The sequence below is a fragment of the uncultured Erythrobacter sp. genome (assembly GCF_947499705.1).
Lineage (GTDB): Bacteria > Pseudomonadota > Alphaproteobacteria > Sphingomonadales > Sphingomonadaceae > Erythrobacter.
The window spans coordinates 1,677,881-1,703,133 of record NZ_CANMPJ010000001.1; the positions used below are offsets into that span (position 1 = coordinate 1,677,881).

At 60.2% G+C, this 25,253-nt stretch carries 21 protein-coding genes; 16 read left to right on the plus strand and 5 right to left on the minus strand.

The genetic code is table 11. From position 1 onward, the window contains the following. Nucleotides 1–120: 120 nt before the first annotated feature. Nucleotides 121–1,665, plus strand: a complete 1,545-nt coding sequence (locus Q0837_RS07910) for a hypothetical protein (RefSeq protein WP_298467286.1) — start codon at nt 121–123, stop codon at nt 1,663–1,665. Between the two features lie 632 nt (nt 1,666–2,297). On the opposite strand, the gene Q0837_RS07915 is transcribed toward Q0837_RS07910, so the two are convergent. The 3 genes from Q0837_RS07915 to Q0837_RS07925 are packed head-to-tail and all read right to left on the minus strand — an operon-like array spanning nt 2,298 to nt 4,830. Next, nucleotides 2,298–3,044, minus strand: a complete 747-nt coding sequence (locus Q0837_RS07915) for an ABC transporter ATP-binding protein (RefSeq protein ID WP_298467289.1) — start codon at nt 3,042–3,044, stop codon at nt 2,298–2,300. Beyond that, complete coding sequence (locus tag Q0837_RS07920; RefSeq protein WP_298467291.1) at nt 3,041–4,033, minus strand: iron ABC transporter permease; 993 nt, start codon at nt 4,031–4,033, stop codon at nt 3,041–3,043. The genes Q0837_RS07915 and Q0837_RS07920 overlap by 4 nt, the downstream gene beginning before the upstream one ends. Continuing rightward, nucleotides 4,030–4,830 (minus strand): ABC transporter substrate-binding protein, encoded by an 801-nt coding sequence (locus tag Q0837_RS07925; RefSeq protein ID WP_298467294.1) that lies wholly within the window; start codon nt 4,828–4,830, stop codon nt 4,030–4,032. The genes Q0837_RS07920 and Q0837_RS07925 overlap by 4 nt, the downstream gene beginning before the upstream one ends. 224 nt (nt 4,831–5,054) lie before the next feature. Here Q0837_RS07925 and Q0837_RS07930 point away from each other — a divergent pair, with 224 nt between their 5' ends. From Q0837_RS07930 to Q0837_RS08000, 15 genes are all read left to right on the plus strand, one after another. Next, entirely contained in the window at nt 5,055–6,254 is a 1,200-nt protein-coding gene (locus Q0837_RS07930) for a cell wall hydrolase (protein ID WP_298467297.1), read from the plus strand. A 153-nt stretch (nt 6,255–6,407) separates the two neighbouring features. After that, entirely contained in the window at nt 6,408–6,770 is a 363-nt protein-coding gene (locus tag Q0837_RS07935; RefSeq protein WP_298467300.1) for a hypothetical protein, read from the plus strand. A 109-nt stretch (nt 6,771–6,879) separates the two neighbouring features. Further along, nucleotides 6,880–8,823, plus strand: a complete 1,944-nt coding sequence (locus Q0837_RS07940) for an EAL domain-containing protein (RefSeq protein WP_298467302.1) — start codon at nt 6,880–6,882, stop codon at nt 8,821–8,823. A 247-nt stretch (nt 8,824–9,070) separates the two neighbouring features. After that, complete coding sequence (mdh, locus tag Q0837_RS07945) at nt 9,071–10,033, plus strand: malate dehydrogenase (protein WP_298467305.1); 963 nt, start codon at nt 9,071–9,073, stop codon at nt 10,031–10,033. 376 nt (nt 10,034–10,409) lie between these two features. Next, a complete protein-coding gene (locus Q0837_RS07950) occupies nt 10,410–11,015 on the plus strand; it encodes a hypothetical protein (protein WP_298467308.1) in 606 nt (201 codons plus the stop codon). A gap of 73 nt (nt 11,016–11,088) precedes the next feature. Beyond that, nucleotides 11,089–11,979: a succinate--CoA ligase subunit alpha gene (sucD, locus tag Q0837_RS07955; RefSeq protein ID WP_298467311.1), complete on the plus strand. Its 891-nt coding sequence runs from the start codon at nt 11,089–11,091 to the stop codon at nt 11,977–11,979. A 34-nt stretch (nt 11,980–12,013) separates the two neighbouring features. Beyond that, on the plus strand, nt 12,014–14,818 hold the full coding sequence (locus Q0837_RS07960; RefSeq protein WP_298467313.1) for a 2-oxoglutarate dehydrogenase E1 component: 2,805 nt from the start codon (nt 12,014–12,016) through the stop codon (nt 14,816–14,818). Between the two features lie 39 nt (nt 14,819–14,857). Continuing rightward, nucleotides 14,858–16,081 carry a 2-oxoglutarate dehydrogenase complex dihydrolipoyllysine-residue succinyltransferase gene (gene odhB, locus Q0837_RS07965; RefSeq protein ID WP_298467315.1) on the plus strand — a complete coding sequence of 408 codons (1,224 nt, stop codon included), beginning with the start codon at nt 14,858–14,860 and terminating at the stop codon, nt 16,079–16,081. A gap of 12 nt (nt 16,082–16,093) precedes the next feature. Further along, nucleotides 16,094–16,675 (plus strand): YfbM family protein, encoded by a 582-nt coding sequence (locus tag Q0837_RS07970; RefSeq protein WP_298467317.1) that lies wholly within the window; start codon nt 16,094–16,096, stop codon nt 16,673–16,675. A 12-nt stretch (nt 16,676–16,687) separates the two neighbouring features. Then, nucleotides 16,688–18,094, plus strand: coding sequence for a dihydrolipoyl dehydrogenase (gene lpdA, locus Q0837_RS07975; protein WP_298467320.1), 1,407 nt, complete (start codon nt 16,688–16,690; stop codon nt 18,092–18,094). 97 nt (nt 18,095–18,191) lie between these two features. Continuing rightward, nucleotides 18,192–19,172: a hypothetical protein gene (locus tag Q0837_RS07980; RefSeq protein ID WP_298467323.1), complete on the plus strand. Its 981-nt coding sequence runs from the start codon at nt 18,192–18,194 to the stop codon at nt 19,170–19,172. A gap of 82 nt (nt 19,173–19,254) precedes the next feature. Next, nucleotides 19,255–20,622 (plus strand): serine hydrolase, encoded by a 1,368-nt coding sequence (locus Q0837_RS07985; protein ID WP_298467326.1) that lies wholly within the window; start codon nt 19,255–19,257, stop codon nt 20,620–20,622. 77 nt (nt 20,623–20,699) lie between these two features. Then, on the plus strand, nt 20,700–22,058 hold the full coding sequence (locus Q0837_RS07990; protein WP_298467329.1) for an amidase family protein: 1,359 nt from the start codon (nt 20,700–20,702) through the stop codon (nt 22,056–22,058). A gap of 23 nt (nt 22,059–22,081) precedes the next feature. After that, the gene (locus Q0837_RS07995) at nt 22,082–22,783 is read left to right on the plus strand and encodes a PepSY domain-containing protein (protein WP_298467332.1); all 702 of its coding nucleotides are present in this window, start codon (nt 22,082–22,084) and stop codon (nt 22,781–22,783) included. Continuing rightward, nucleotides 22,783–23,478 (plus strand): trimeric intracellular cation channel family protein, encoded by a 696-nt coding sequence (locus tag Q0837_RS08000; protein WP_298467335.1) that lies wholly within the window; start codon nt 22,783–22,785, stop codon nt 23,476–23,478. The genes Q0837_RS07995 and Q0837_RS08000 overlap by 1 nt, the downstream gene beginning before the upstream one ends. Here the strand turns inward: Q0837_RS08000 and Q0837_RS08005 are convergent. Beyond that, nucleotides 23,475–24,371, minus strand: coding sequence for a hypothetical protein (locus tag Q0837_RS08005; protein ID WP_298467338.1), 897 nt, complete (start codon nt 24,369–24,371; stop codon nt 23,475–23,477). The two genes, Q0837_RS08000 and Q0837_RS08005, sit on opposite strands and share 4 nt — an antisense overlap. 244 nt (nt 24,372–24,615) lie before the next feature. Next, complete coding sequence (locus Q0837_RS08010; protein ID WP_298467340.1) at nt 24,616–25,149, minus strand: hypothetical protein; 534 nt, start codon at nt 25,147–25,149, stop codon at nt 24,616–24,618. Between the last annotated feature and the right edge of the window lie 104 nt (nt 25,150–25,253).

The window sequence follows — 25,253 nt, forward strand, 5'->3', positions numbered from 1 at the left end:
TCAACGGTCGGCAGTTCGGTTGGTTTCAACGGAGATCAGTTTTTTGCAGGGGCGTGATGGCGATCACAGTTCCCGTCGCTCAAGCGGCTTAAGAGGGCCTCGAAACCAGAAGGGGAATGTATGCGCAACCTGTATCGGACCACTATCGTCGCATTGGCGGCCACTGCGCTCTCGGGCTGTGCCGCTCTCAATTCAACTGCTTGGAAATTCAACGGGCCAAACACTCCCAAAAAGTCCCGCATCATCACGGTCGATGATGGCCAAAGGCACCTTGTGATGGTCGAAGACAAGGACGGCTACATCCGCGCTTGTGCCGAACCCGATCGCGACACGTTTAGTGCGCAAAGTGGTTCATTCGCAGCGTTGATCAACTTTGGCGGCGTCACAAATGAGGGACAAGCCGCAGGCGTCACAAGCGAGGCAGTGGCGACAATCGAGCGCACACAAACGGTGAACTTGCTGCGCGACTCTTTCTATCGAACCTGCGAGCGATGGCTTTCGGGAGCGATCGACAAGGAGCATTTCCTGACGCTGGCGGCGCGCGATCACCGATCGATGGTTGCTGTGCTGGCGGTTGAACAGCTCACCGGAGTAGTAAAAGCCCCAGCGACGATCATCAGCGGACCGGCCGTCAACGCCTCGATCGCGCGATCCGAAGAACTGGTCGAGCTGCTCAAGAGCTACAAGGCTGAGCGCGAAGAAGCTGAAAAGGCATTGAAGACTGCCGAAACCGAGTTTGCTGCAATCAACCAGCCGTTTCCCAAGCCTTCACCAACTCCAACCCCGGCGCCGACGCCTACTCCGGCACCGAGTCCGACACCATCGCCAACACCAAGCCCTTCTCCTGCGCCCAGTCCAACTCCCACACCAAGCCCTGCGCCAACTCCGGCACCCAAACCGCTTTGCGAACATGATGCTGCACCGGAAAGCGCGAAGGACGAATTCGCAAAATGCGGTCCGGCAAAGGCCAAGGTGGACGCCGCCAAGAGCAAATTCGATGCGGCGGTGAAGCGTGAAAACAGCGTTCTCGACCAACTCGAAAACCTCGCTTCAGGCCTCGGGGCTGCGAGTGGCGGAGGCAAGAACAAGCAAGGCGGATTCGATTCCCAAACCCACGGATTGAGCGATGTGCAGATGGCACTTATTGGTCCGACGATTGAGAGAATTGCGCTTCGAGCTGGCATCGATGAAGCGTTGATGTTCTGCATTTCTTACCTCAGCTCGAACAGATTCCTCGAGCAAGACACCACACGTAGAATGTGCAACAAAGTGGTGAGCTCGCGAGCCGCGCAAGACGAGAAGATTTCGGCCAAGCTTGCCAACGCCGACGAGGTGGAGAGACAATCGATCATCGATGGGGCGAATGAACCCCTCGCCCAAGCGCAAGCAGACGTCCGCTACGCTGAATACCAAATCTTCCTGATGAAGCTGAAGTTTGCAGTCGAGACCACGCCTGCGGAGAGATGGGAGGAACTGTGGTTACAGTTCACGAAGTCTACTGGAGCAATGGTGCCTGAATGCACCTCTCAAGTTCTCTGCCGCGCGTACCTGGCGTTGGACGATACAGACCCGTTGTACTTCGACTTCGTGACAAACAAGCAGATCACTTTGGCCGCTCTCGCAATCTGGCAAGATGCCCTGAAATCATCAAAAATGCAGGAGTAGAATAGCATGTCAACAAAAGCATATGCAGCACGAAATGCCAGAGAGGCACGTCAACTGATCAATGCAATGAGGGCTGCCGGGCACACCAACATTGCGCTGGTTGGACCAAGCACATCGGTGGACGCGCGTTCATTGCCGAATGCTCGCTGGCTGGTTGTGGGAAGCAATTCGGACATTCGCGTTGTCCCATGAATGCTTTGGTCCAGTTCTGAGAGAACAGGCCAAAACTACTTCGGTGATCGGGCGTCGCACTCTCCAGCGCTGTGACGCCCTCAAGCCGTGCAAATTAGACGTTCTCGACCCGCCAATGCCGAGCCCCAACCAAACGTGGAAGCCCGGAAAGCGGATGGCTAAGCAATACCACGCAAAGAGAATCCTTCAAAATCTTGATTGAGCAAATCACTGTTCCATATACAATTTTCGAGTTTCTCACCCCACCTACAGAAAATCTAAAGTCCCGCTTTGACCCGCGATCCTTCACATGGGACACCTCTTTGCAGGTCTTCCGCCTCGTCCTTTGGGTCGCACCATGGCCTTAGCGGGCTGTCAAAGAGAGGCACTCCGTGGGTGCCCTGCACCATGGGCAGTCCCATGGAGTGCCGCTTCTCTTCCCGAGCTATCGGGTTTGCGGCTTATGTGTCTCGCGTCACCAGTGCGCGCGAACCCTTTTCGCCGAGCCATTCGGTGGCGATGCCCCATCCGTTTGCGATGTTCTCTGGCGATAGTGCTTCGTCCGGTGCGCCATCGGCGACCAGACGTCCTTCTCGCAGCACAAGCACGCGATCCGCGTGGTTCATCGCCAGCGCCAGATCGTGCAGCACGATCACCACGCCCTGCCCAGCCTCGGCGCAGGTCTTGAAATGGGTGATCAGAGCCAGTTGATGCGCTAGATCAAGCGCAGCCAGCGGCTCATCGGCGAGGACCCAATGCGGGCTTCCGGCCAGCACGCGGGCCAGCAAGGCTCGAGCGCGTTCGCCGCCTGACAGCTTGCTTGCAGGACGGCGGCGCAAATCTTCGAGGTTCAGCGCGCTTATTGCGGCTTCGACTTCTGTCTCGCCCCGGTCACGATGCGGCAATCGGCCGAGTGCGACAAGGCTCTCTACCGAGACATCCCAAGCGACATCGGCGCTCTGGGGAAGGTAGCCGATCGCCTTGGCGCGCTCGCGTGCTTGTATCTCCAGCAAACTGTCATCGCCCAGTGACACTCTGCCCGATGCGGGTTCGAGTAATCCAGCGAGGCCCATCAGCAGGCTCGACTTGCCCGCGCCATTGGGGCCGCAAATCGCGGTGATCTCACCCGGGCGGAGGCTGGCTGTGACCTGTTGCAAGACCAGCCGGCCACCACGCCTCAGGGAGAGGTTCTCAGACGACAGGTTCATATCCGTCCGCTCCTCATGCGCAGCAGCAGCCAGAGGAAGAACGGCGCGCCGATCAGGCTTAGCGCGATGCCGAGGCGCAGCTCGGTCACGAATGGGAGGATGCGCACGGCGCTGTCGGCGATGAGCACCAGACAAGCCCCGGCGAGCGCACTTGGCAGGATCAGGCTCGACGGCAAGCGGTCGGTCAACGGGCGGACCAGATGCGGGACTATGAGCCCGACAAAACCGATTATTCCGGCGACAGCCACGCCTGCTCCGACGGTCAGGCCGATACCGATGACTAGCAGGAGCAGCAGGCGTTTGGGATCGATACCCATCGAGCGCGCAGCGTCCTCTCCCAAGGTCAATGCGTCGAGCGAGCGGGCGGCGAGGATCAGCACACCTATCCCGAACACGACCAGCGGCGCGGCGATCCAGACTTCGCGCCATGATCGATCGGTCAGCGCGCCATTGAGCCAGAGCACGATTTCGGACAGCGCGAACGGGTTTGGCGCGAGGGTGATGGCAAGCGCGGTGAGAGCACCGGCGAGACTTGCGATCATCAGTCCTGCCAAGGTGAAGAGCGCTATGCCTCCCCCTGCCCCGCCCGCTGCATCGGACGAGGTGCGTCCGGCGATCAGCGCGAGTAGCGTCATGGCGAGCGCCGCTCCGATCAACGCGAAGGCGGGGAGACTCCACTGGGCGATGGCAGGCGGGAGCAGCGCTCCGAACCAGAAACTCGCGACTGCGCCAAGTGCGGCCATCGGCGCGATACCGAAAAGGCCGGGATCGGCGAGCGGATTGCGCAAGTAACCTTGCATAGCGGCTCCTGCTGCTCCGAGCCCTGCGCCGATTACGACAGCCAGCACGGCGCGGGGTGCACGAAGCTCGGCCAGGATCATCCAGCCATTCGCGGTCACGTCCGGCACGACCCAAACGCGCCCGGCAAGCAGCGACAGCGGCAACAGCACGATCAATAACGCGGCAAAGACGAGGGTGGCCCGGTTCACAGGTTTGCCGCCCGTTTGCGAGTGCGCTCGAACTCTTCTCGGATCTCGAGCAGGCGCTGCCTCGCTTTGGGGATGGTGGGCCCTCCGCAATACAGCAGGCTTGTGTCGAATTCGGCGACCAGCATCCCGCGCTGACGTTCAAGCAATGGATGTGTCTGACCCGGCCGGTCTCCTGCGACCAGAAGGATATCAGGAGGGTTGGCGAGCAACCGCTCAAGCGAGACGAAATCGGCCTGCTCCAACCCGCGCTCGGAGGTGTTGTTGGCAAGGCCCGCCCAGCGCAAATGCTCGGCGACGAGCGTTGTCTCGCCTGGAACGATCTGACCGGGCTGCCAAATCAGAGCCGACCATTCGGCCTTGCTTCCGGTTGGCGCCGTGGCATCTATCTTATCAATCAACGCGTCTCCGGCTCGCGAATTACCAACCAGTTCGGCCATTCGCTGAACCTGCTCGATGCTCTGCTGGGCTGTGTTCGGGCTGCCAAAGGTTTCGACGCGCAGGCCCAGCTGTTCCAATGTGGCACGCGTATTTGGAGCGATAAAAGTGCTGGCGAGCACGATATCCGGATCGAGCGCGAGCACCTCTTCAGCCGTTCCGCCCGTAACACCGAACCGAAGCGCCGTGTCGACATCCATCGAGCTCGCAGAGGGATCGCGGCTGTAGTGGGACAGAGCCAAGATCTGCTCGGGCGCAGCAACTTCGACCAAGATAGCATCGAGGCACGGATTGAGGCTTACAAATGTCGGACCATCTTCGCTGATGCCAGTCGGTACCCGCTCCGGCGCGCAGGATGCCATCAACAGGGCCGCGCAATACGCAGCGAACCGGCGCACACTCTGCCTGATGAAAGGGTGATGATCGAGCGCCATAGTCCGGTGGCCAGCGATAGGCGCGCGGACACCGGCTCGCAAGCCACCTGAAAAGACGCCGTTAACGGGTTAGTCAAAGGTGTTTGCTTTCGGGACGGCGCCGGTTTCGCGCTCGAAACTCCCGCCCTCTCACGATACGCGCCAAGCGCGCCATGAGACGAGCTCAGATCCTCAAACAAAACGCGCCTGATGTGATCAGGTTGCCCGACCGTTCCAAGCGGTCCGAGACGCCGCGCGCTCCAAATGCAAACAAAGCAGAACGCAAGATCGAACCGCGCTTGTCGCTGCGCAAGCGGATTGCTGTGCTGGCCGCCGCGATCGCAGTGCCTGCCATGGCCGCTCCCGGTGATTTTGGAGCAGAGCCCGCCGCAGCGCCGATTTCCGACGTTCAGCTTTCGCACGAAGGGGCAATGCCCTTTGAAAAGCCCGGCATGAGCTTCCCCGGCTCGGCATTCTATTACCTCGCCGATCCGCCCGCCGAAACGTTGATCGCGCTCCCGACAACCGATCCTCTCGATACCGCCGCCGACGTGGCCGGGCTTGAAGTAGGCGAAGCCATCGACACTGGCCCAGCTGCAAGCGGTTTCTTCGTCTCCGGCAGCGGTGTTTCGAAAGCCCGTGCTCAGGAATGCCTGGCGCAGGCAGTCTGGTACGAAGCGGCAAGCGAAAGCAGCGCCGGACAGCGCGCGGTTGCACAAGTCGTGCTCAACCGCGTTTCGCATCCGAACTGGCCATCAAGCGTGTGCGGCGTGGTTTACCAAGGTTCAAACCGTTCAACCGGGTGCCAATTCAGCTTCACCTGCGATGGCAGCATGCGGCGCAAGGCCAGCGGCGCTAGCTGGGCGCGCGCGCAGCAGGTCGCCGCTTCGGCACTGGCGGGCGACGTTTACGCCCCGGTCGGTCACGCCACGCATTACCACACGCTCTGGGTCAATCCGTATTGGGCCGGGTCGTTGGACCACGTCGGGACGATCGGCGCGCACCGGTTCTACCGCAATCGCGGCAACGCCGGACGCAAGGGTGCGTTTACGGGCAATTATGCTGGGGCCGAGCCGAGCGTTCGCGGACGCACTTCACCCGTACCGGTTCCAACAGAAACGGTTGCGACCAGCGCCGCCCCACTGCCCGCTGCGGCAAGCGTTCCTGCCACCACGCGGTCTCGGAACGTTTCCGCGCGTCAGCCGCAAGAAACCGGTGCTCAACCCGCTGCAATTGCTGCGTCACCAGTGGCCGATCCTGCGCTGAGCGGTGCGGGTCAAGTCAAAGACACCTATGCCAATGCAGGCAAATGGAAGACCGACCCCAGCACGCTGGATCTGGACATAGGCCCGAGCGCCGGCAGCAACCAATAGCGACGGCGCAAAGCAACATTGCGAGCAAGGGTTAACGCCTTCGAAACCCTGTCCGGACACCGGACCTTAGCGACCCCCAGCGTACTCCAATCCAATCAAACGAGACGCCGCCATTGATGCGTGCAGTCCGATACAAAATTGGAAGTCGCACCCATGACCATTCATTTTGCTGCCGAACCATGCATGATCGGCACCCCGGTTTCTCGCGCTTTGTCCGCGCTTCGCATTCCGGAACCAGCAAATGACAACGGCGATGCTCATTCGGTCATGTTGCCGGACGACCAGATGCTTCGCGCGGCGCTGCGCCACTTCGCCGAACACGGCCTGGGAGCTGCTCGGGCTGCTCGGGGACGAGCCGAAGCAGCATTCTTCGCTGGTGACCGCCAAACCTACGAATGGTGGCTTGGAATTACTCGCACGCTCGATCGTCGACTCGCTGCACAAGCCGAGCAGTCGAAGTCAGCGCTTCAATTGCCTCTTTTGGCGGCAAACGAGTCCACATCCGAGAACGCGTGAAGCCCAAGAGAGTCTGCGGGAATTTTTAGTAAGCAGACCGTTAACTTTGGCTTGACCACTTTGCTCTAAGCCGGGTGTCATGTTGGGAACCGCGGGGCCACTTGAAAGGATGCGTGCATTCTGCGCGCAGCGTTTGAGACGCGACCGTTCGGACAAGCTTTCAGCGCGTGTCCGGCGGGTTCTCGTCAAATCTCTCTACACCCAGCCATCCAGCCTAGCGATTGGCGCAGTCACGACCGTTGCTGCTGGCTGTGCTGCGGCGTGGGTAGAGCAACTTCCCGAACTCTACATCGCCTGCGCCGTACTGACCGTGATTGCCACCGCGCGCGTCACTGCAGCGCTGGGGCTGTCTCCGGATTCCAACAGCACCAGCACCAACATGCTCGAACTCATCTACGAGGTCGGAGCATTCAGCTATGCTTTTGTGCTCGGTCTGATGGGAGCCATGACGATATGGCTTGGCGCCAGTGCCGAAGTCACCGTGCTTATGGTTGCCAACGCGCTCTGCTATGGTGTTGGCGTTGCGGCGCGCAATGCGGGCCGTCCTAGTATCGCCATTGGCCAGCTAACGCTGGTTTGTATTCCGATTATCTTCGCTTGTTTGTCTACCGGAAGCGTGGCGCTGATTGCTTTGGCGATCACCATCATGCTGCTGATCCCGGCGATGATGTCGATCGCACTCAACATCTTCAAAACCCTGCGCGAATCCATTGCGGCGGCAGAGACCAGCGCCCAGCTCGCCGACAAAATGCAGCATCTGGCGCGCACCGACGTTGTAACCGGCCTCGCCAACCGGGCCGGTCTCAATCACGCGATGGTCGAAACCATGATGGCGGTTGACGACGACAGTCGCCGCGCGTTGGTGTGGATCGATCTCGACCGGTTCAAGGAAGTCAACGATCTGCTCGGCCATCCGGTCGGCGACCGAGTTCTTAGCGAAGTGGCCAAGCGTCTTAAGGATGTCTGTCCCGAAGGTTCGACAGTTTCGCGCTTCGGCGGTGACGAATTCGTTCTATTCTGCCCGATTGAAAGCCGCAAGCAGGCGGAACTGATCGCCAGCGAAATCCATGCCGAGATCATGCGGCCGGTTCGGATTGAAGCCGACCGGCTGGAAGTCCGCGCTTCCCTGGGTGTCGCGCTGTTGCCGGAAGACGGCAAGGATGCCGATACGCTGATGCAGAGCGCTGACCTCGCGCTTTATCATGCCAAGGTCGGCGGACGCGCTCAGACTCGGTTCTTCGACAAGACCATGACCCGCGATCTGGTGCGTCGCCGCGAAATCGAAGATGAGCTTCGTGCAGCATTGCAGCGCGATGAGCTGTCGATTTTCTATCAACCGATCGTCGATCTCGAGACGGGCAAAATCCGCTGTTTCGAAGCGCTTATTCGCTGGTTCCACCCGGAAAAAGGCGAACTGCGCCCCGACGAATTCATCCCGGTAGCAGAAGAAACCGGCGTGATCGTCACCCTCGGCAACTGGATCACCGCACAGGCAGCCCGGACCGCGGCGAAGTGGCCCGAAGACGTCAGCGTCGCCGTGAACCTTTCCCCGCTTCAGATCCGCGCGCCCGGTGCAGCCTTGGGTATCCGCAACGCCTTGCGTGAGGCTGGCCTCGATCCGTCACGGCTCGAACTCGAAGTGACCGAAAGCCTGTTCATCGAAGACAACCACGCCACCGCCAATTTCATCCAGGAATTGTCGGCAATCGGCGTGAAATTTGCCCTCGATGATTTCGGGACCGGCTATTCCTCGCTGGGCTACATCAACACCTTCCCGCTTTCGAAGATTAAGGTCGACCGCAGTTTCGTCTCCGGCGCGCATGTCGGGCGCAAGAGCGAGGCGATCATTCGCGCCGTGGCCGAAATGGGCTCAACGCTGGGAATGGAGATCGTTGCCGAAGGGCTTGAGACGATCGAACAAGTGCAGACCGTGCGCGAGGCAGGCTGTACACTGGGGCAAGGATTCTATTTCAGCCGGGCAGTGCCGGATTACCTCGCCTCGATGCTGCTCGCGCAAGAGCGCGACGGCGATCTTCGCCAGATCACCGGCTGACTTCAAAAATCCCCTGACAGATAGGTGTTTTGCGTAAGTGGATGGCTGCGCAAATGCATAGTTAATGCAATTGCGAACTAGTTGCATAAATTGTTGTCATCTACCGCCTTTTGGCAGTTGCAATAGCCTATCCACCCGCCTAACTCCCAATCATACAAGACTGCAGTCGTTGCTTGGGACGAGCACGCTCAGTTGGCTTAGAAATCTCTCTCTTCGTCCCGCCGGATCAGGGAAGGAAGTCCAAAGAATGGCCCGCAAGAAGATCGCGCTTATCGGCTCAGGCATGATTGGCGGCACACTCGCCCACCTCGCTGCGAAAAAGGAAATGGGCGACATCGTCCTGTTCGACATCGCCGAGGGTATGCCGCAGGGCAAAGCGCTCGACCTGTCGCAATGCGGCCCGATCGAAGGTTTCGACGCCAAAGTGACCGGTTCGAATGACTACGCTGACATCGCTGGCGCGGATGTGATCATCGTGACAGCAGGCGTTCCGCGTAAGCCCGGCATGAGCCGCGACGATCTGCTCGGCATCAACCTGAAGGTGATGAAGGCCGTCGGCGAAGGCATCAAGAACAACGCGCCCGACGCATTCGTGATCTGCATCACCAACCCGCTCGACGCGATGGTCTGGGCCCTGCGTGAGTTCTCCGGCTTGCCCCACAACAAAGTGGTCGGCATGGCAGGCGTGCTCGACAGCGCGCGCTTCGCGACCTTCCTCGCATGGGAATTCGATTGCTCGGTCAAGGACGTGAATGCCTTCGTGCTTGGCGGCCACGGAGATACGATGGTTCCGGTCCTCAGCTACTCGACGATAAACGGCATTCCGGTGAAGGATATGGCGAAGATCAAGGGTGTGCCTGAAAGCCGTCTCGACGAAATCGTCCAACGCACCCGCGCAGGCGGCGGAGAAATCGTCAAGCTGCTCGGCAATGGCTCAGCCTATTACGCCCCAGCCACCAGCGCGATCAGCATGGCCGAGGCATATCTGGGCGATCAGAAGCGTATCCTCCCAAGCGCAAGCTATGTCGAAGGCAAATACGGCCTCGACGGACTTTACGTTGGCGTCCCCACCGTGATTGGCGCGGGCGGCACCGAGGATGTGATCGAGATCGAACTGTCCGACGAAGAGAAAGCAAACCTCGGCGTCAGCGTCGATGCGGTTAAGGAGCTGCTTGAAGCGTGCAAGGGGCTGGATAGCTCGCTGGCGTGACCTTTCGACTCCTCCCAGTTCTCCTGCTTATCGTAGCCTGTTCTAGCCACGGACCGAGTTCGTGGACTGAAGCCGAGAAAGAGGCCGTCGACACTTGCGTCAACGCTGCAATTGATATCGTTGGAGGTGAGGAGAACTGGGGCGACGTCGATCAGTCGGTCTTCGAGCGGCTCGGCGATGGAAAGTTTGAGTTCAAGTATCCCGCTTGGGACGACGAAAGCGATTTCGCTTGGGTCTGCGAAGGAAATATAGCCGAGAGACGCATTTCAGGCATCAGGTCTGGAGAGCCGAATTCAGTTGAAAGAATAGGCGCCAACAGGAGCTTTTGAATGCCCATCCTGATCAACATAGACACCAAGACCATCACCTGCGGGTAATGCGCACGTTGCTCGCCTCGATTGTGGGTCTGACCCTCGCCGTTCCAGCCGCGGCGCAGGATACCCCCTACCCGTCGCTCGAAATACTCGAGGCATTCCGCGATGGCTGCGGAACGATCGAGGATCAGTCAGCCGCGTCTGCTTCGATGACCGCTGCAGGCTGGCAAGTGGTCGATCTGGCAGCGGCTCCCGCGCCGCTAACGGAGTTCACCACCTTCGCGCGTGAAGCGGGCGGTCGTGCCGTCAAAGCGCAGGGTGGAACGATGAGTGAGATGGAAGTCTTCGAGAAGACTGTCGCCGGCGAGCGCCTCTTCTCGATCCTGTCCGAAGTTCGGATCGATGGTGCGCGCGTATCTGCCTGCAGACTGTTCGACTTTGGCGAAACGCGAAAGATCGACGTTGCGACCGCTCAGCAATGGCTGGGCCGCGAACCAGACAAAGTGATCGATCAGGAGGAAGTCTCCGTGGCCGATTGGGAGCCCGGCACCCTGCCCGGCCATGACAGTTTTCAGCTGTTCTTCGTCCCAACCGACAGCCCAATCAAACAGATTTTCAAGTTCGATGGCGTTGCGCTGAAGTCAGACACGCTGACGGTGGCAGAATGACGCGCGCGACCCGAATTGCCCAAACCCACCTTTTCGTGGTTTGATTATCAGATTTACCAAGACGGAGTTTTGAATGTCCATCCTCGTCAACAAAGACACCAAAGTCATCACCCAGGGAATGACCGGCAACACCGGCACGTTCCATACGCAGCAGGCGCTCGATTACGGATCGCAAATGGTGGCCGGTGTGACCCCGGGCAAAGGCGGCACCGAGCATATCGGGTTGCCGCAGTTCAACACCGTGCGCGAGGCCAAGGAAGCGACCGGCGCGACTGCTTCGTGCATCTACGTACCACCGCCTTTCGCCGCTGATGCGATCTGCGAGGCTATTGATGCCGAGATGGAACTGATCATCTGCATCACCGAAGGCATCCCAGTGCTCGATATGGTCAAGGCGAAAGCCGCGCTGACCGGCAGCAAATCGCGCCTGATCGGCCCGAACTGCCCCGGCGTGCTGACACCCGAAGAGTGCAAAATCGGCATCATGCCGGGCAGCATCTTCAAGAAGGGCAGCGTCGGTGTCGTCTCGCGCTCGGGCACGCTCACCTACGAAGCCGTTCACCAGACCACGCAGGTTGGTCTTGGCCAGACCACGGCGGTCGGGATTGGCGGAGACCCGGTCAACGGGACCAACTTCATCGACGTCCTCGACCTGTTCCTCGACGATCCAGACACCAAGAGCATGATCATGATCGGCGAGATCGGCGGCAGCGCCGAAGAAGAAGCGGCCGAGTTCCTCAAGCAGGAAGCCGCCAAGGGCCGTTCAAAGCCAACCGTCGGCTTTATCGCTGGCCGCACGGCGCCTCCGGGCCGCCGCATGGGCCATGCCGGTGCGATTGTTTCAGGCGGCAAAGGCGGCGCGGACGACAAGATTGCAGCCATGGAAGATGCGGGCATCCGCGTCTCCCCTTCCCCCAGCGAGCTCGGCACCACGCTCGACGCAATGCTGAAGGAAATGGCGTAACCCCGCCTCATATCCCTCCCCTCGGAGAACCCACATGGGTCAAGAACCGAACGAATTCATGCCGCAGATGACCGACCAGGAAGGTCCCCAGCCGGGACCGTCCTGGGGCAACCCCAAATGGCTGTCGGAAGTCGCTGACAGCGACGCGGACCTAACTACCGCGCTCGACCCGACGCAAATGCGTCTCGCGGTTGAGAAGGCAGCGAAGAAGGCTGGCAAGTCTACCGATCCAATGGCGATCGAGCTGGCCGCCAGCCTGTCGATTGCGGCTATGACTCTCGTTCGTCTCTACCGTGTGCGCGGGCACATGGCGGCGGATCTAGATCCTCTGGGTCTTTCGGCGAAGCGCAAAGCCCCAGAGGACCTTTCGCTCGAATTCCACGGCCTTGCTGGCAAGGAAGACGCAGAAGTGTTCGTGGGCGGCGTGCTTGGCTTGCATTGGACTACCGTGGGCGAGCTGCACCAGCGCTTGCTCGAGGTCTATTGCGGCAAGGTCGGCCTGGAATACATGCACATCGCCGACACCGAAGAGCGGCGGTTCCTGCAGGACAAATTCGAAAGCCCCGGCGACACGATTCAGTTTACGCCCGAGGGCAAGAAGGCCATTTTGGCCGCTGTTTTGCGCGGGGAACTCTACGAAGAATTCCTCGGCAAGAAATATGTCGGGACCAAGCGTTTCGGTCTTGATGGCGGGGAATCGATGATCCCGGCACTCGAAGCGGTGATCAAGCATGGCGGCAGCGACGGTGTGCGCGAGATCATCTACGGTATGGCGCACCGCGGGCGGTTGAACGTCCTCGCGAACGTGATGGCGAAGCCGTATAAGGTGATCTTCCATGAGTTCTCCGGTGGATCGGCAAACCCCGAAGATGTCGGCGGCTCAGGCGATGTGAAATACCACCTCGGCACCAGCACCGATCGCAGCTTCGACGATATCGAAGTGCACATGTCGCTCGTGCCCAACCCGTCGCACCTCGAAACGGTGGACCCGGTTGTACTCGGCAAGAGCCGAGCGCAGCAGGCGATCCGCGATGATCTCGACGACAAGCAGCAGGTACTGCCGGTTTTGATCCACGGCGATGCGGCCTTTGCAGGCCAGGGCGTCGTTTGGGAAAGTCTCAGCCTGTCAGGCGTCAACGGTTATGACACAGGCGGCTGCCTGCACTTCATCATCAACAACCAGATCGGCTTCACGACCAGCCCGCGTTTTGCGCGCAACTCGCCCTACCCCAGCGATGTAGCGAAGGGCGTGATGGCCCCGATCCTGCACGTCAATGGCGACGATCCCGAGGCCGTGACCTTCGCTTGCAAGCTCGCAGTCGAATACCGGCAAAGGTTCAGCCGCGACGTCGTGATCGACATGTGGTGCTACCGCCGCTTCGGCCATAACGAAGGCGACGAACCGAAGTTTACGCAGCCGCTGATGTATGAAGCCATCAGCAAGCACCCCAAGGTGTCGAAGCACTACGAGCAGCGCCTGATTTCAGAAGGCGTGATCGAAGAAGGTCACCGCGATAGCGTTGCGGCCGAATTTACCGACCTGCTCGAGGAAGAGTTTCAGGCAGCGAAAAGCTACAGCCCGAACGAAGCCGACTGGTTCGGTGGACGCTGGGCAGGTCTGAACAAGCCGGTCGATCCCGAAACTGCGCGGCGCAACGTGCACACAGCCATCGAACCGAAGATGTTCGACAGCCTGGGCCGCGCGCTGACCGAGGTTCCGGACGATCTGACGATCCACCGGACGCTGGGCCGCGTGCTCAAGGCCAAGCAGGAGATGTTCGACAAAGGCGAAGGGTTCGACTGGGCAACCGGTGAAGCGCTCGCATTCGGCAGCCTCGTGATGGAAGGCTATGGAGTGCGCCTCTCCGGTCAGGATTCCGGTCGCGGCACGTTCTCGCAGCGCCATGCCGTCTGGGTCGATCAGAAGGATGAGCGCAAATACATCCCGCTCACCACGCTGCCGCACGGCAAGTTCGAGGTCTATGACAGCACCCTGTCCGAATACGGTGTGCTCGGTTTCGAATACGGGTTCGCGATGGCCGATCCGAAGACGCTGGTTTTGTGGGAAGCGCAGTTTGGCGATTTCGCCAATGGCGCGCAGATCATGATCGATCAGTATATCGCGGCAGGCGAAGCCAAATGGCTGCGCGCCAACGGCCTCGTGATGCTGCTGCCCCACGGATATGAAGGCCAAGGTCCAGAGCACTCCTCCGCACGGCTTGAACGGTTCCTGCAATTGTGCGCGAACGACAATATCCAGGTCTGCAACATCACCACGCCGGCGAACTACTTCCACGTCCTGCGGCGGCAGATGCTGCGTTCGTTCCGCAAGCCAATGGTGATCATGTCGCCCAAGTCGTTGCTGCGGCATCCGATGGCGAAGAGCACCCGCGAGGAATTCCTCGGCGAAAACCACTTTATGCGGATCAAGTCCGACCTGACCCACATCGACGACACCAAGATCAAACGCCTTGTTCTGTGCTCGGGCAAGGTCGCCTACGATTTGATCGAAGCGCGCGACAAGGCTGGTCTGAAGGATGTGTCGATCGTGCGGATCGAGCAGCTTTATCCCTTCCCGGGCGAGCCGCTGGCGGTGCGTCTCAAGCGCATGACCAACCTCAAAGACGTCGTCTGGTGTCAGGAAGAGCCCAAGAACAACGGATCTTGGTTCTTTGTGGAATCGCACATTGAGCAGTCTCTGACCGACGCCGGACACGCAGGCATGCGGCCAAGCTATGCTGGCCGAGACGCCTCCGCTTCGCCCGCAACCGGCCTCGCCAAGCGCCACATCGAACAGCAGGAAAAGCTGGTCGCCGAAGCGCTTGGTATCTCCAAGTAATTTGAAAAGCACTCAGTAAGAGCCTGAAGGAAAACAATTATGGCCACTGAAATCACAGTCCCGGCTCTTGGCGAGTCAGTCACAGAAGGCAGCATCGGCGAATGGCTCAAGCAGCCAGGCGAAGCTGTCGCAGCCGATGAGCCGATTTGCAGCCTCGAAACCGACAAAGTCGCGGTCGACGTCCCCTCACCGATTGCGGGCGTCATGTCCGAACATCGTGCGGAAGTCGGCGACACCGTCGAAGTAGGCGCGGTAATTGCAATTGTTGAGGAAGGCGCGGCAGCCAGTGCTGCTCCGGCAGCCAAGGCTGATACCCCTGCCCCCGCTGCGACCAAGGAAGCGCCGAGCGAAGACCTGCAGGCTGCTGCGCAAACGCTCTCCCCAGCCGTGCGCCGCGCGGTGCTCGAACACGGGGTCGATCCATCGACCATCAAAGGCACAGGCAAAGATGGTCGGCTGACGAAGGAAGACGTTCTGGCCGCAGCGAAAGCCAAGGGCGACCCGGCCCCGGCAAGCACTCCGGCCCCCGCCCCTGCACCGGCGGCGTCAACTTCGTCCGGTGGTCGGACAGAAGAGCGCGTCAAGATGACCCGCATGCGCCAGACCATCGCCCGCCGCCTGAAAGGCGCGCAGGAAGAAGCCGCGCTGCTTACCACCTTCAACGATTGCGACATGAGCGCGGTCATCGAAGCGCGGACAAAGTACAAAGACCTTTTCGCCAAGAAGCACGACATCCGCCTCGGCTTTATGGGCTTCTTCGCCAAGGCTGCCTGCCTCGCGCTGAAAGACGTCCCGAGCGTCAACGCCTACATTCAGGGCGATGAGATCGTATATCACGACTATGTCGATATCTCGGTCGCGGTGTCTGCGCCCAACGGCCTCGTCGTACCCGTGATCCGCGATTGTCAGGACAAGGGCTTCGCTCAGATCGAGACAGATATCGCCGACTTTGGCGGGCGCGCCAAGGAAGGCACGCTGACCATGGCCGACATGACCGGCGGCACTTTCACAATTTCGAATGGCGGCGTGTTTGGATCGCTGATGTCGACCCCGATCATCAACCCGCCGCAAAGCGCCGTACTCGGCCTCCACCGCATCGAAGACCGCCCGGTCGCGGTGAATGGCGAAGTCGTAATCCGCCCGATGATGTATCTCGCGCTGAGCTACGACCACCGCCTGATCGACGGCCGCGAAGCGGTGACCGCGCTTAAGATCATCAAGGAAGCGATCGAAGATCCGACCCGGATGCTGATTGACCTATAGAGGAACGAACCGATGGGTATCGCATATTGCTTGATCCGGACGTCACCAGAGAACATCGAGGTTTTGCGCGATAGACCCAAAGCAGTCGCGGAGTTCGTCTATCAAGATCCGGATGTATACGAAGAGCCAAAGTCGAGCTTTCTATCAAAGCTCTTTGGGAACAAAGCTCAGACCGACGACGGTCCCGTACCAAAGCGGTTGGAAGGCGATGAAGAGGACATCGATAAGTCTTGGCACATTGTTCACTACCTCCTGTGTGGGGATGCAGGCCGGGGCGACGGGCCATTGGCGATAATCGGTGACGATTTGAATCCGCTTGCGGACATAAATCTTGGCTTGGGCAAACCAAACATCATTTCCGCCGATTGGGTGAAGGAGTTCGCAGAGCTTGCATCCCATATGACGGACGAGAGTTTCCTTGAACGCTATGTGCCAGAGGAAATGCCTCTAAACGAACTCTACATGGGCGATGTGGTTGCGCGTGGAGATGTCGGTGACATTCGTGAGTATGCGCTGGAAAACTTTCAGTTCCTTCGCGACTTTGCCAGTGAGGCCGCCGAAAACGGCCAAGCGATCATCACTTACTACACTTGAACGGAATATCTAATGTCCGACCAATCCTACGACTATGACGTCCTTGTTATCGGTGCCGGACCCGGCGGTTATGTCGCGGCCATCCGCGCAGCGCAGTTAGGCCTGAAGACCGCTTGCGTCGAAAGCCGGGAGACCCTCGGCGGGACTTGCCTCAATGTCGGGTGCATCCCGTCCAAGGCGCTGCTGCACGCGTCGGAGCTGTTCGAAGAGGCCGAAGGAGGCCACTTTGCAACATGGGGCATCGACGCCAAGGCGAGCTTCGACCTGTCCAAGATGATGGGCGAAAAGACCAAGGCGGTCGGCGAGCTGACCGGCGGGATCGAGTTCCTGTTCAAGAAGAACAAGGTCACCTGGCTCAAGGGCCACGCGGCATTTGAAGACGCTCACACGGTCAAGGTCGGCGATGCAACGCACACTGCAAAAGACATCGTCATCGCCACCGGCTCCAGCGTCACTCCCCTGCCCGGCGTCGAAGTCGACAATGCGGCCAAGCGGATCGTGGACAGCACCGGCGCGCTTGAACTGGAAGAAGTGCCAGAGCATCTCGTCGTGATCGGCGGCGGCGTGATCGGGCTGGAGCTTGGCAGTGTCTGGCGTCGTCTCGGTGCAAAGGTCACCGTGGTCGAATTTCTCGACCAGCTGCTGCCTGGAATGGATGCCGACGTCCGCAAGGAAGCGGGCAAGATCTTCAAAAAACAGGGCATGGACCTGAAGCTGGGTCACAAGGTCACCGGCGCATCCGTCAAGGGTAAGAAGGTCACGCTGACCGTTGAAAAATCAGCGGGCGGCGACGAGCAGACAATAGAAGCAAGCCATGTGCTGGTATCTATCGGCCGACGCCCCAACACCGATGGTCTCGCGCTCGACAAGGTTGGTTTGCAGGTCAACAATCGCGGCCAGATCGAGATCGACCATGAGTTCCGTACCAAGGTCGAAAGCATATGGGCCATCGGCGATGTCGTCCCTGGCCCGATGCTGGCGCACAAGGCCGAAGATGAAGGGATTGCCTGCGCAGAAAACATCGCTGGCGAAACCGGAATCGTGAACCACGATGTCATCCCCGGTGTGGTTTACACCATGCCTGAATTCGCGGACGTCGGATTGACCGAAGCCGAAGCGAAGGAAGCAGGTCATACGGTAAAGGTCGGAAAGTTCCCGATGATGGCAAACAGCCGTGCCAAGGCCAATCGCGACACAGATGGCTTTGTGAAAGTCGTCGCGGATGCAGAAACCGACCGCGTGCTCGGTGTCCACATCGTCGCAAGTCTGGCCGGGACAATGATCGCACAGGCCGCACAAGCCATGGAATTCGGAGCGACCTCCGAAGATATCGCCTACACCTGCCATGCCCACCCGACCCACGCCGAAGCCCTCAAGGAAGCGGCGATGGCCGTGCAAGGCAAGCCGATCCATATGTGACGACAATGTGAGTCCCCATGCAGACGGGGACCTCTCTCGACTTGCATGAGACCCCCGCTTACTCGGGTGATCACTGGAGCGTCGGGAGGAGATCATCATGGCCCGTTCAGTTGCTATTATCGGAGCGGGCCAGATAGGGTTTGCCGCAGCAGCGGCGTTTCTTTCCGATAGCTGGGACGTTCGAGTTTGCGCACGTTCACGCCCCGATTGGCTGCAAGCCGAAACATTCTTTCAGCGTTATCTCCTAGGCGAGGATCCTGCTCCGGACGCCGACCTTGTGTTGGACACGATCGCCTTCGATGCGGAGGACATCGCTCGATATAGTCCAGATGCCGTGAGCCACCTGATCGCTGTCTCTTCGGCCAGCGTCTATTGCGATGCGCAGGGCCGCTCGCTTGATGAGGCTGCGACGAACGGCTTTCCGGAGTTCGATGGTCCACTATCGGAAACGCAAAATACAGTCGCACCCGGTCCCGAAACCTATTCAACGCGCAAGGTCCGGATGGAAAAAAAGGCGCGCGAGTTGTTCGGCGATTGCGCGACAATTCTGCGCCCTTGCGCAATCCATGGACCGCATAGCCGCCACCCGCGCGAATGGTGGTTTGTCAAAAGGATACTCGATGGACGGCAGAGTATCCCTCTGGCGCATAATGGGAACAGCATGTTCCATACGACTTCAGCTGATACGATAGCCTCGTTCGCAGTCCACGTGGCCAACAACAAACTCGCGGGCGTGTTCAACGTCTGTGACGATTTCCCACCCACAGTTCTGCAGATTGGCGAAACCATCGCCCGGATACTGGAACGCGAAATCGAGTTCTTGCGGCTTGAAGGATCGCAGGGATTGATTGGCCGAACCCCTTGGTCAGTGCCACTGCCGTTTCTTGTTTCGGGCGAGCGGGCCGGTAGCACCGGCTTTGCCGACGCATTGCCATACGACGCCGAATCGGATGACGCGGTCCGATGGCTCGCCGACACTCCTCCAACCGACTGGCGCACCGCCTTCCCTCAGCTCGCCGCCTATCCGTGGGACCTGTTCGACTACGAAGCCGAAGATCGCTTTTTCGCCTCGCTGTGATCTCCCTAGCATTGCGGCTTGCAGCGCCGGGCGCATCCTGTATGTGTGTTATTCGAACAATACACCTAGGTGGAGACCCCGCATGAAATTCACTCGCCGCGCAGCACTTCTACTATCACCTGCTCTCGCCGCGTTCGCCGCCCTGCCCGCGACCGCGCAAGACGCAGAACGCATGGTCGAAGTGGTCGAGGAAGAAGTCGAAGCGGGAGCCTTCATGGGTGCGGTGCTTGTCGCGAAAGACGGGACTGTTCTGGTCGATCAGGCGTGGGGATCGGCCAACCTTGAATTGAGCGTCGACAACTCATCGCTCACCAAGTTTCGCATCGGGTCGGTCACCAAGCAGTTTACCGCCGCTTCGATCTTGCTGTTGCAGGAACAAGGCAAATTGACACTCGACGATCCGATCTCGCAACACATGGAGGGCACTCCGGAGGCATGGAGCGGGATTACACTGCGGCACCTTCTGCATCACACGGCGGGACTGCCAAATGTCACTTCGCTGGATGGGTTTGGCAGGCTCAAATATCTGCCGACCACCCAAGATGAGTTGATCGCAACCTTCTCCGAACTCCCGCTTGAATTTGAGCCGGGCAGCGACTGGAAATACTCCAACTCGGGCTATGTCCTGCTTTCACGAGTGGTCGAAACCGCCAGCGGCAAAAGCTATTCGGACTTTCTCAGCGCAAACCTGCTCGACCCGCTCGGCATGAAAGAGACCGGGCTCGATCGTAGTTCCACGATCCTGCCCAAGCGCGCCTCAGGCTATTCGCCGTCGAGCGAAGGCGTCGTCAACGCCGACTATGTCGACATGGGTATCCCGACCGGCGCGGGCGCGATGTACTCGACCACGGGGGACCTCCTCAAATGGCAGCGCGGGCTGTTTGGAGGGCAAGTCCTGTCGGCTGAGAGCCTTGCCGAATACACCACCCCCTCCCCGCTCGAAGCGATCGGCGATGATAAATACGCGCTCGGTGTGATCGTTGAGGATGACGAAGACGGCAAAGCCTATTGGCATGGCGGCGGGATCGAAGGTTTCAATGCGTGGCTTGGCTATGATCCGGACAACAAGGCGACCGTGGTCGTGCTAGCGAACCTCAATGGCGGAACGGCATCAAAGCTCGGCGGTCAATTGATGCAGCTTGCCAGAGGCGCGGAGATCACCTTGCCCGACGAACGCGTCGCAACCGAATTGGCTCCGGCAGACTTCGCCCAATACGAAGGCGTCTATGCCGTCGCTCCCACGTTCAAGATCACGGTCTTTCAAGACGACGGCAAGTTGATGGCACAAGCGACGGGTCAGGACGCGTTCCAGATCTTCGCCGAGGGACCCGATCGGTTCTTCCTGAAGGTCGTCGACGCGCAGGTTCGTTTTGAACGCGGGGAAGACGGCACAGTCAAATCCCTCACTCTGTTTCAGGGCGGTCAGGAATTGCCTGCTCCCAAGGAGTAGTGCGCGAAATTTGACCGCCGGATTGCCCCGCCCCGTGACCTCGCATAGGACACGGGGATTGAGGGGAGCGCTGGCGCATGGCTTACAAGCAATTGACCGATAAACCCGGCGCGCTGGAGACCGCCGCCGCAATCCGCGCGGGCGAGATAAGCGTGGTCGAAGCGGTCGATGCGGCGATTGTTCGGATCGAGCATCTCGACGCTGATATCGACGCGCTGGCCGTGCCGGACTTCGAACGCGCCTTCGATGCGGCTAAAGCGCTGGATGCAGCTGGTCCTCGCGATGATCAGCCGCTGTTCGGCGTGCCGATGACGATCAAGGAAAGCTTCGACATCGAGGGGCTGCAATCGTGCTGGGGGCATGAGCGGCTGACCGATTACATCGCCCCGCGCGATGCCGATCTGGTGCGGCGGTTGAAAGCTGCCGGTGCGATCATTGTCGGCAAGACCAATGTTCCGATCGATCTGAGCGACTGGCAAAGCTTTAACGCGGTGTATGGTCGCACCCGCAACCCGCACAATCTGGAACGCTCACCCGGCGGTTCCTCCGGCGGAAGTTCTGCTGCGGTCGCCAGCGGGATGGTGGCCTGTGACTATGGAACCGACATCGGCGGATCAGTGCGCGTGCCAGCGCATTTCTGCGGCGTCTGGGGGCACAAGACCAGCTGGGGCCTCGTAAGCAAGCAAGGCCACGACCATCCGCAAATGGCGCGGCGCAAGGGCTTCGTCACAGCGCATGATGGAGCTCTGTCGATTGCGGGGCCGCTGGCGCGGAATGCGGCCGATCTGGCTGTCCTAACCGAGATTGGCGCGACCATTCCGCTGCCTCGCAATCCAAAACCTCTGGCCGAATGCCGCCTGCTGGCCATTACCGAGCATCCAGATAGCGTACTGGACGTCGGTGTTTCCGAGCCGACAATCGCTGCACTCGCTGCTTTGGAAGCGGCAGGTGTTGCCCTCGAATACGACACCGATCTGATGCCCAATCTCGCGCGGCAGCAGGCCGATTATCTGCGGATGCTCAACACGGCGATGGCTCGCGGAGCGCCTGCACCCGATGGCAAGCGCGCCACTGCGACAGACTGGTTCGATCTGCTCGATGCGCAGGCCGTCAGCGAGTTTGAATGGGCGCGGCTGTTTGAACGATACGACTTCATTCTCGCCCCGCCCGCGCCCGTTCTCGCAGTCCCGCATCTCGATGACGCGGTTTTCAACTCGACTTTGCGTATCAACGGCGAAGACGTGCCTGCTGGCGGCGGCCTTGCGTGGTCCGGCCTCGCAACCTTCCCCAATCTGCCATCGACTGTGCTCCCGATTGGCGATGGGACGACCGAGGGCGTCACTCTGCCCTGCGGCATGCAGGTCATCGGACCGCGCTGGGCTGACCTCGATTGCATCCATGCCGCAGAAGAGATCGGGAAAATCTTGCACGGCTGATCAGCGTGTCCCATGGGCGGGCCATGGCAGCAAAACCGCTCATGCAGCACCTCGCAAAGTGGCACATCTGGCTTGGCTGGCTGGTTGGCGTGCCAATCGTGATGTGGACTGCGACCGGCCTGTTCATGGTCGCCAAGCCTATTCAGGAGGTGCGCGGTGAGCATTTGCGTGTCGTTTCGGAAGCGCAGCCGCTGATTTTGCCCGACAGCGATATCGCCAGTGCTGACGCGCAGCTGAAAGAGATGCGCGTAAAAATGCAGGATGGCCGCGCCGTGGCGATCCTGACGACGCTCGATGGCGTAACCAGCCGTGTGGATATGGCCAGCGGCGAACCCATCGCGCCCATCGATGCAGAGCGCGCACGCGCAATTGCAGCGGCACGGATCGTCGGCGGCGAGAACGTCCGCGCTGTGACATTCTTCGAGGCCAGAGATGTGCCCTTTGAATTCCGCCGCCCGATGGCCGTGTGGCAGGTCGCGCTGGACGATGGCACGCATGTCTATATCGGGCGCGACACCGGCGAAATCGAAGCGGTGCGCACCTCCTGGTGGCGCTGGTTCGATTTCATGTGGGGGCTGCACATCATGGACCTGAGTGAGCGTGAGGACACGAGCCATCCGATCCTGATTGCCTTTGCTGCCCTGTCGCTCACCGGCGCGCTGTTCGGCTGCATCCTGATGTTCCGCCGCCGCAAGACGCGGGCCGCAACAGAGACCACCGTCTGATGAACGAGGAAATCCTCACCCCGATTCTCGATGTCCTCGACATCGCTGGGATAGCCATCTTCGCGCTATCCGGCGCTGTGATCGCTGCGCGCGAGCAGCAAACTTTCGTGACGATGGGTTTCTTCGCGCTCGTCACGGGAGTCGGAGGCGGAACAGTGCGCGATCTCCTGATCGGTGCTCCGGTGTTCTGGATCACCGATGCGTGGGTTGCGGCGGTGTGCTTGGGCTGCGCCTTGATTGCGTGGTTCACGCCCGTCCGGCTTTGGCAGGGTAAGCTGTTCGACCTCGCTGACGGCGTTGGTCTGGCGGCTTATGCCGTGCTCGGCAGCGCGAAGGCGATGGCGTACGGAGTGCCGCCTGTTCCTGCGGTGTTGATGGGTATCATCACCGGCTGCGTCGGCGGGATCATCCGCGACGTAGTGGCCGGACGCCCGTCGATCATCATGCAGCCTGAGCTTTATGTGACTGCCGCAGCTCTGAGCTCCGCTTTCACGGTAATCGGGATGTTGCTCGCGCCTGTGCTGATGCTGCCGAATTTCGCCATCTGGATCGGTGCCTTCACAGCAGGCTTCGCCTTGCGTGCGGCCGCGATCCAGTGGGAGCTTGGTCTGCCGAGCTATCGCGGCCCTAAAAAGGAAGACGGGGCCGATCCCGTTTCCGGAACCGACCCCGCATCTCCCTCAACTCGCGATTAGTTCGGCAGGTCCGCGTCGACCTGTGCGAGTGTTTCAGGATATTCCTCACCTGGCACAGGTCCGCCGGGATAGGCGGGCGCACGCTCGGCGGAGAGCGCTACAAGCGGTTCCGCCGGACGTTCTTCAAAGCGCTCGGTCTCCGTGTTTGCGTCGGGACGCGGCTCAGGCTGCGCTGACACAGATCCGCGCGCGGCCAGATAGGTGCGATCATCGAGCTGTCCCTCGGCTCGGTCTGCACCTTCGAAGCGTTCGCTGGTGAAGTCACGGTCACCAGCGTCGCCGCTAGCTGCAAAGCCGCTGTAGTCGATGTCGGCGATCCGCCCGTCATTGCCAATCCTGCAAGCAAAGCCTGATCCGTTGAACAGAGCGCCGGTCACAAGCCAGCCTTCGCCGTTGCGATCTACGCTGTCGACGCTGTCGACACGAACGTCCCGCTCGATGCGATCGACACACTGCGAAACGGCATTCTCGAGGCCCGAAGCCCCGGTGCTACGCCGCGTGTTGCGGCGATCATCGCGGCGGTCATCACGCCGCTCATAATCACGATCACGATCGACGATGACAACATCGCGCTCACGGCGGCGATTGTTGTTGGCTGCGCTGGCCACGGCTGCAATCCCGCCCAGGATCAGTACCCCGGCAAGAATGTCGCCTCCGCGAACGCCTCGGCGATGCCGGCGCCAGCCTCTGCCTCGGCGCCATCCGCGACGCCATTCGGAGATGTCGGTATCGCCGTTATAGGTGCTGTTGTTGAACTGCACGAAGGCCGCGCTGCCTTCGGTCGGCTGAATGATCAGACCCGATGGCATGTCGGCGGCGAATGCTGGCGTGGTTGCCATGGAAGCGGCAGCGACCAGCCCCATGGCCGCTCCGAAACGAGATTGAAGAGCCATATGCTCCCTCCTGTTTGGTACGAGCGGCCACCAATCGCTCAAGTGTGTGTACACGCTTAGGCGGCCCAGGCTTACACTTGCCTGAACCGCCTAATGTGTTGGGAGTTTGGAAGACCCTTGGAGGCTGCGCGGCTTAGCGCTCAGGAGGAAAACCCCCAAGGGTCAGCTGGTGCAGGCTTTCTACCTGTGGTCGCGCGCCTTGTTCGAAAAACCGGTTTCCACTTTTTCGAGTCACGCTCAGGATTCAGAGCCCGCGAAGGTTGCGAAATTCGACCTGCGGACGGCCCCGGCCATCGAACCAGCAGGTGAAGCGACCGCGATCGAAGTCACGCCCACGGTATCCGCGGTTGCCCTCAACCTGGATCCGGCCCTTGACGCGGAAACCGTAGCGGGTCCGGTCAACATCGCGGATCTGCGTCACGTCGGCGTAGCGATAGCCTCCGAAGCGGCGCGCTTGACGCTCTGCCACGCGAACACAGCGTTCGACGGCGCGGCGGCTGTTAGTGCGGCCATTGTGGTATCCATGTCGGTTGCCGCGATAGCGATCGCCCCGGTAGCGGTCACCGCGATAACGGTCGCGTTTGTCGCCATCGAAGGCTCCGGCAAGAGCGGCAATGCCGCCGATAATCACAGCCCCGGCGATCACATCGCCAGCGTCGATGCGGTCCTTGCCGCGATAATTGTCTGCCATTGCGGGGGTGGCGGTCGCCAGGGCCATCGCGCCAGCCGCGACAGTCCCGAGCGTCCCTTTGGCGAGAGTCTTTTTCAGCTTCGTCATTGGTATCATCCTCGGGTTTCCAGTGGGCGGAACCATTTCCGTTCACTGTGAAGCCCTTTTAGATGAATGATTCTGAGTTGATTCTGAGCGGAACATGCAGTCAA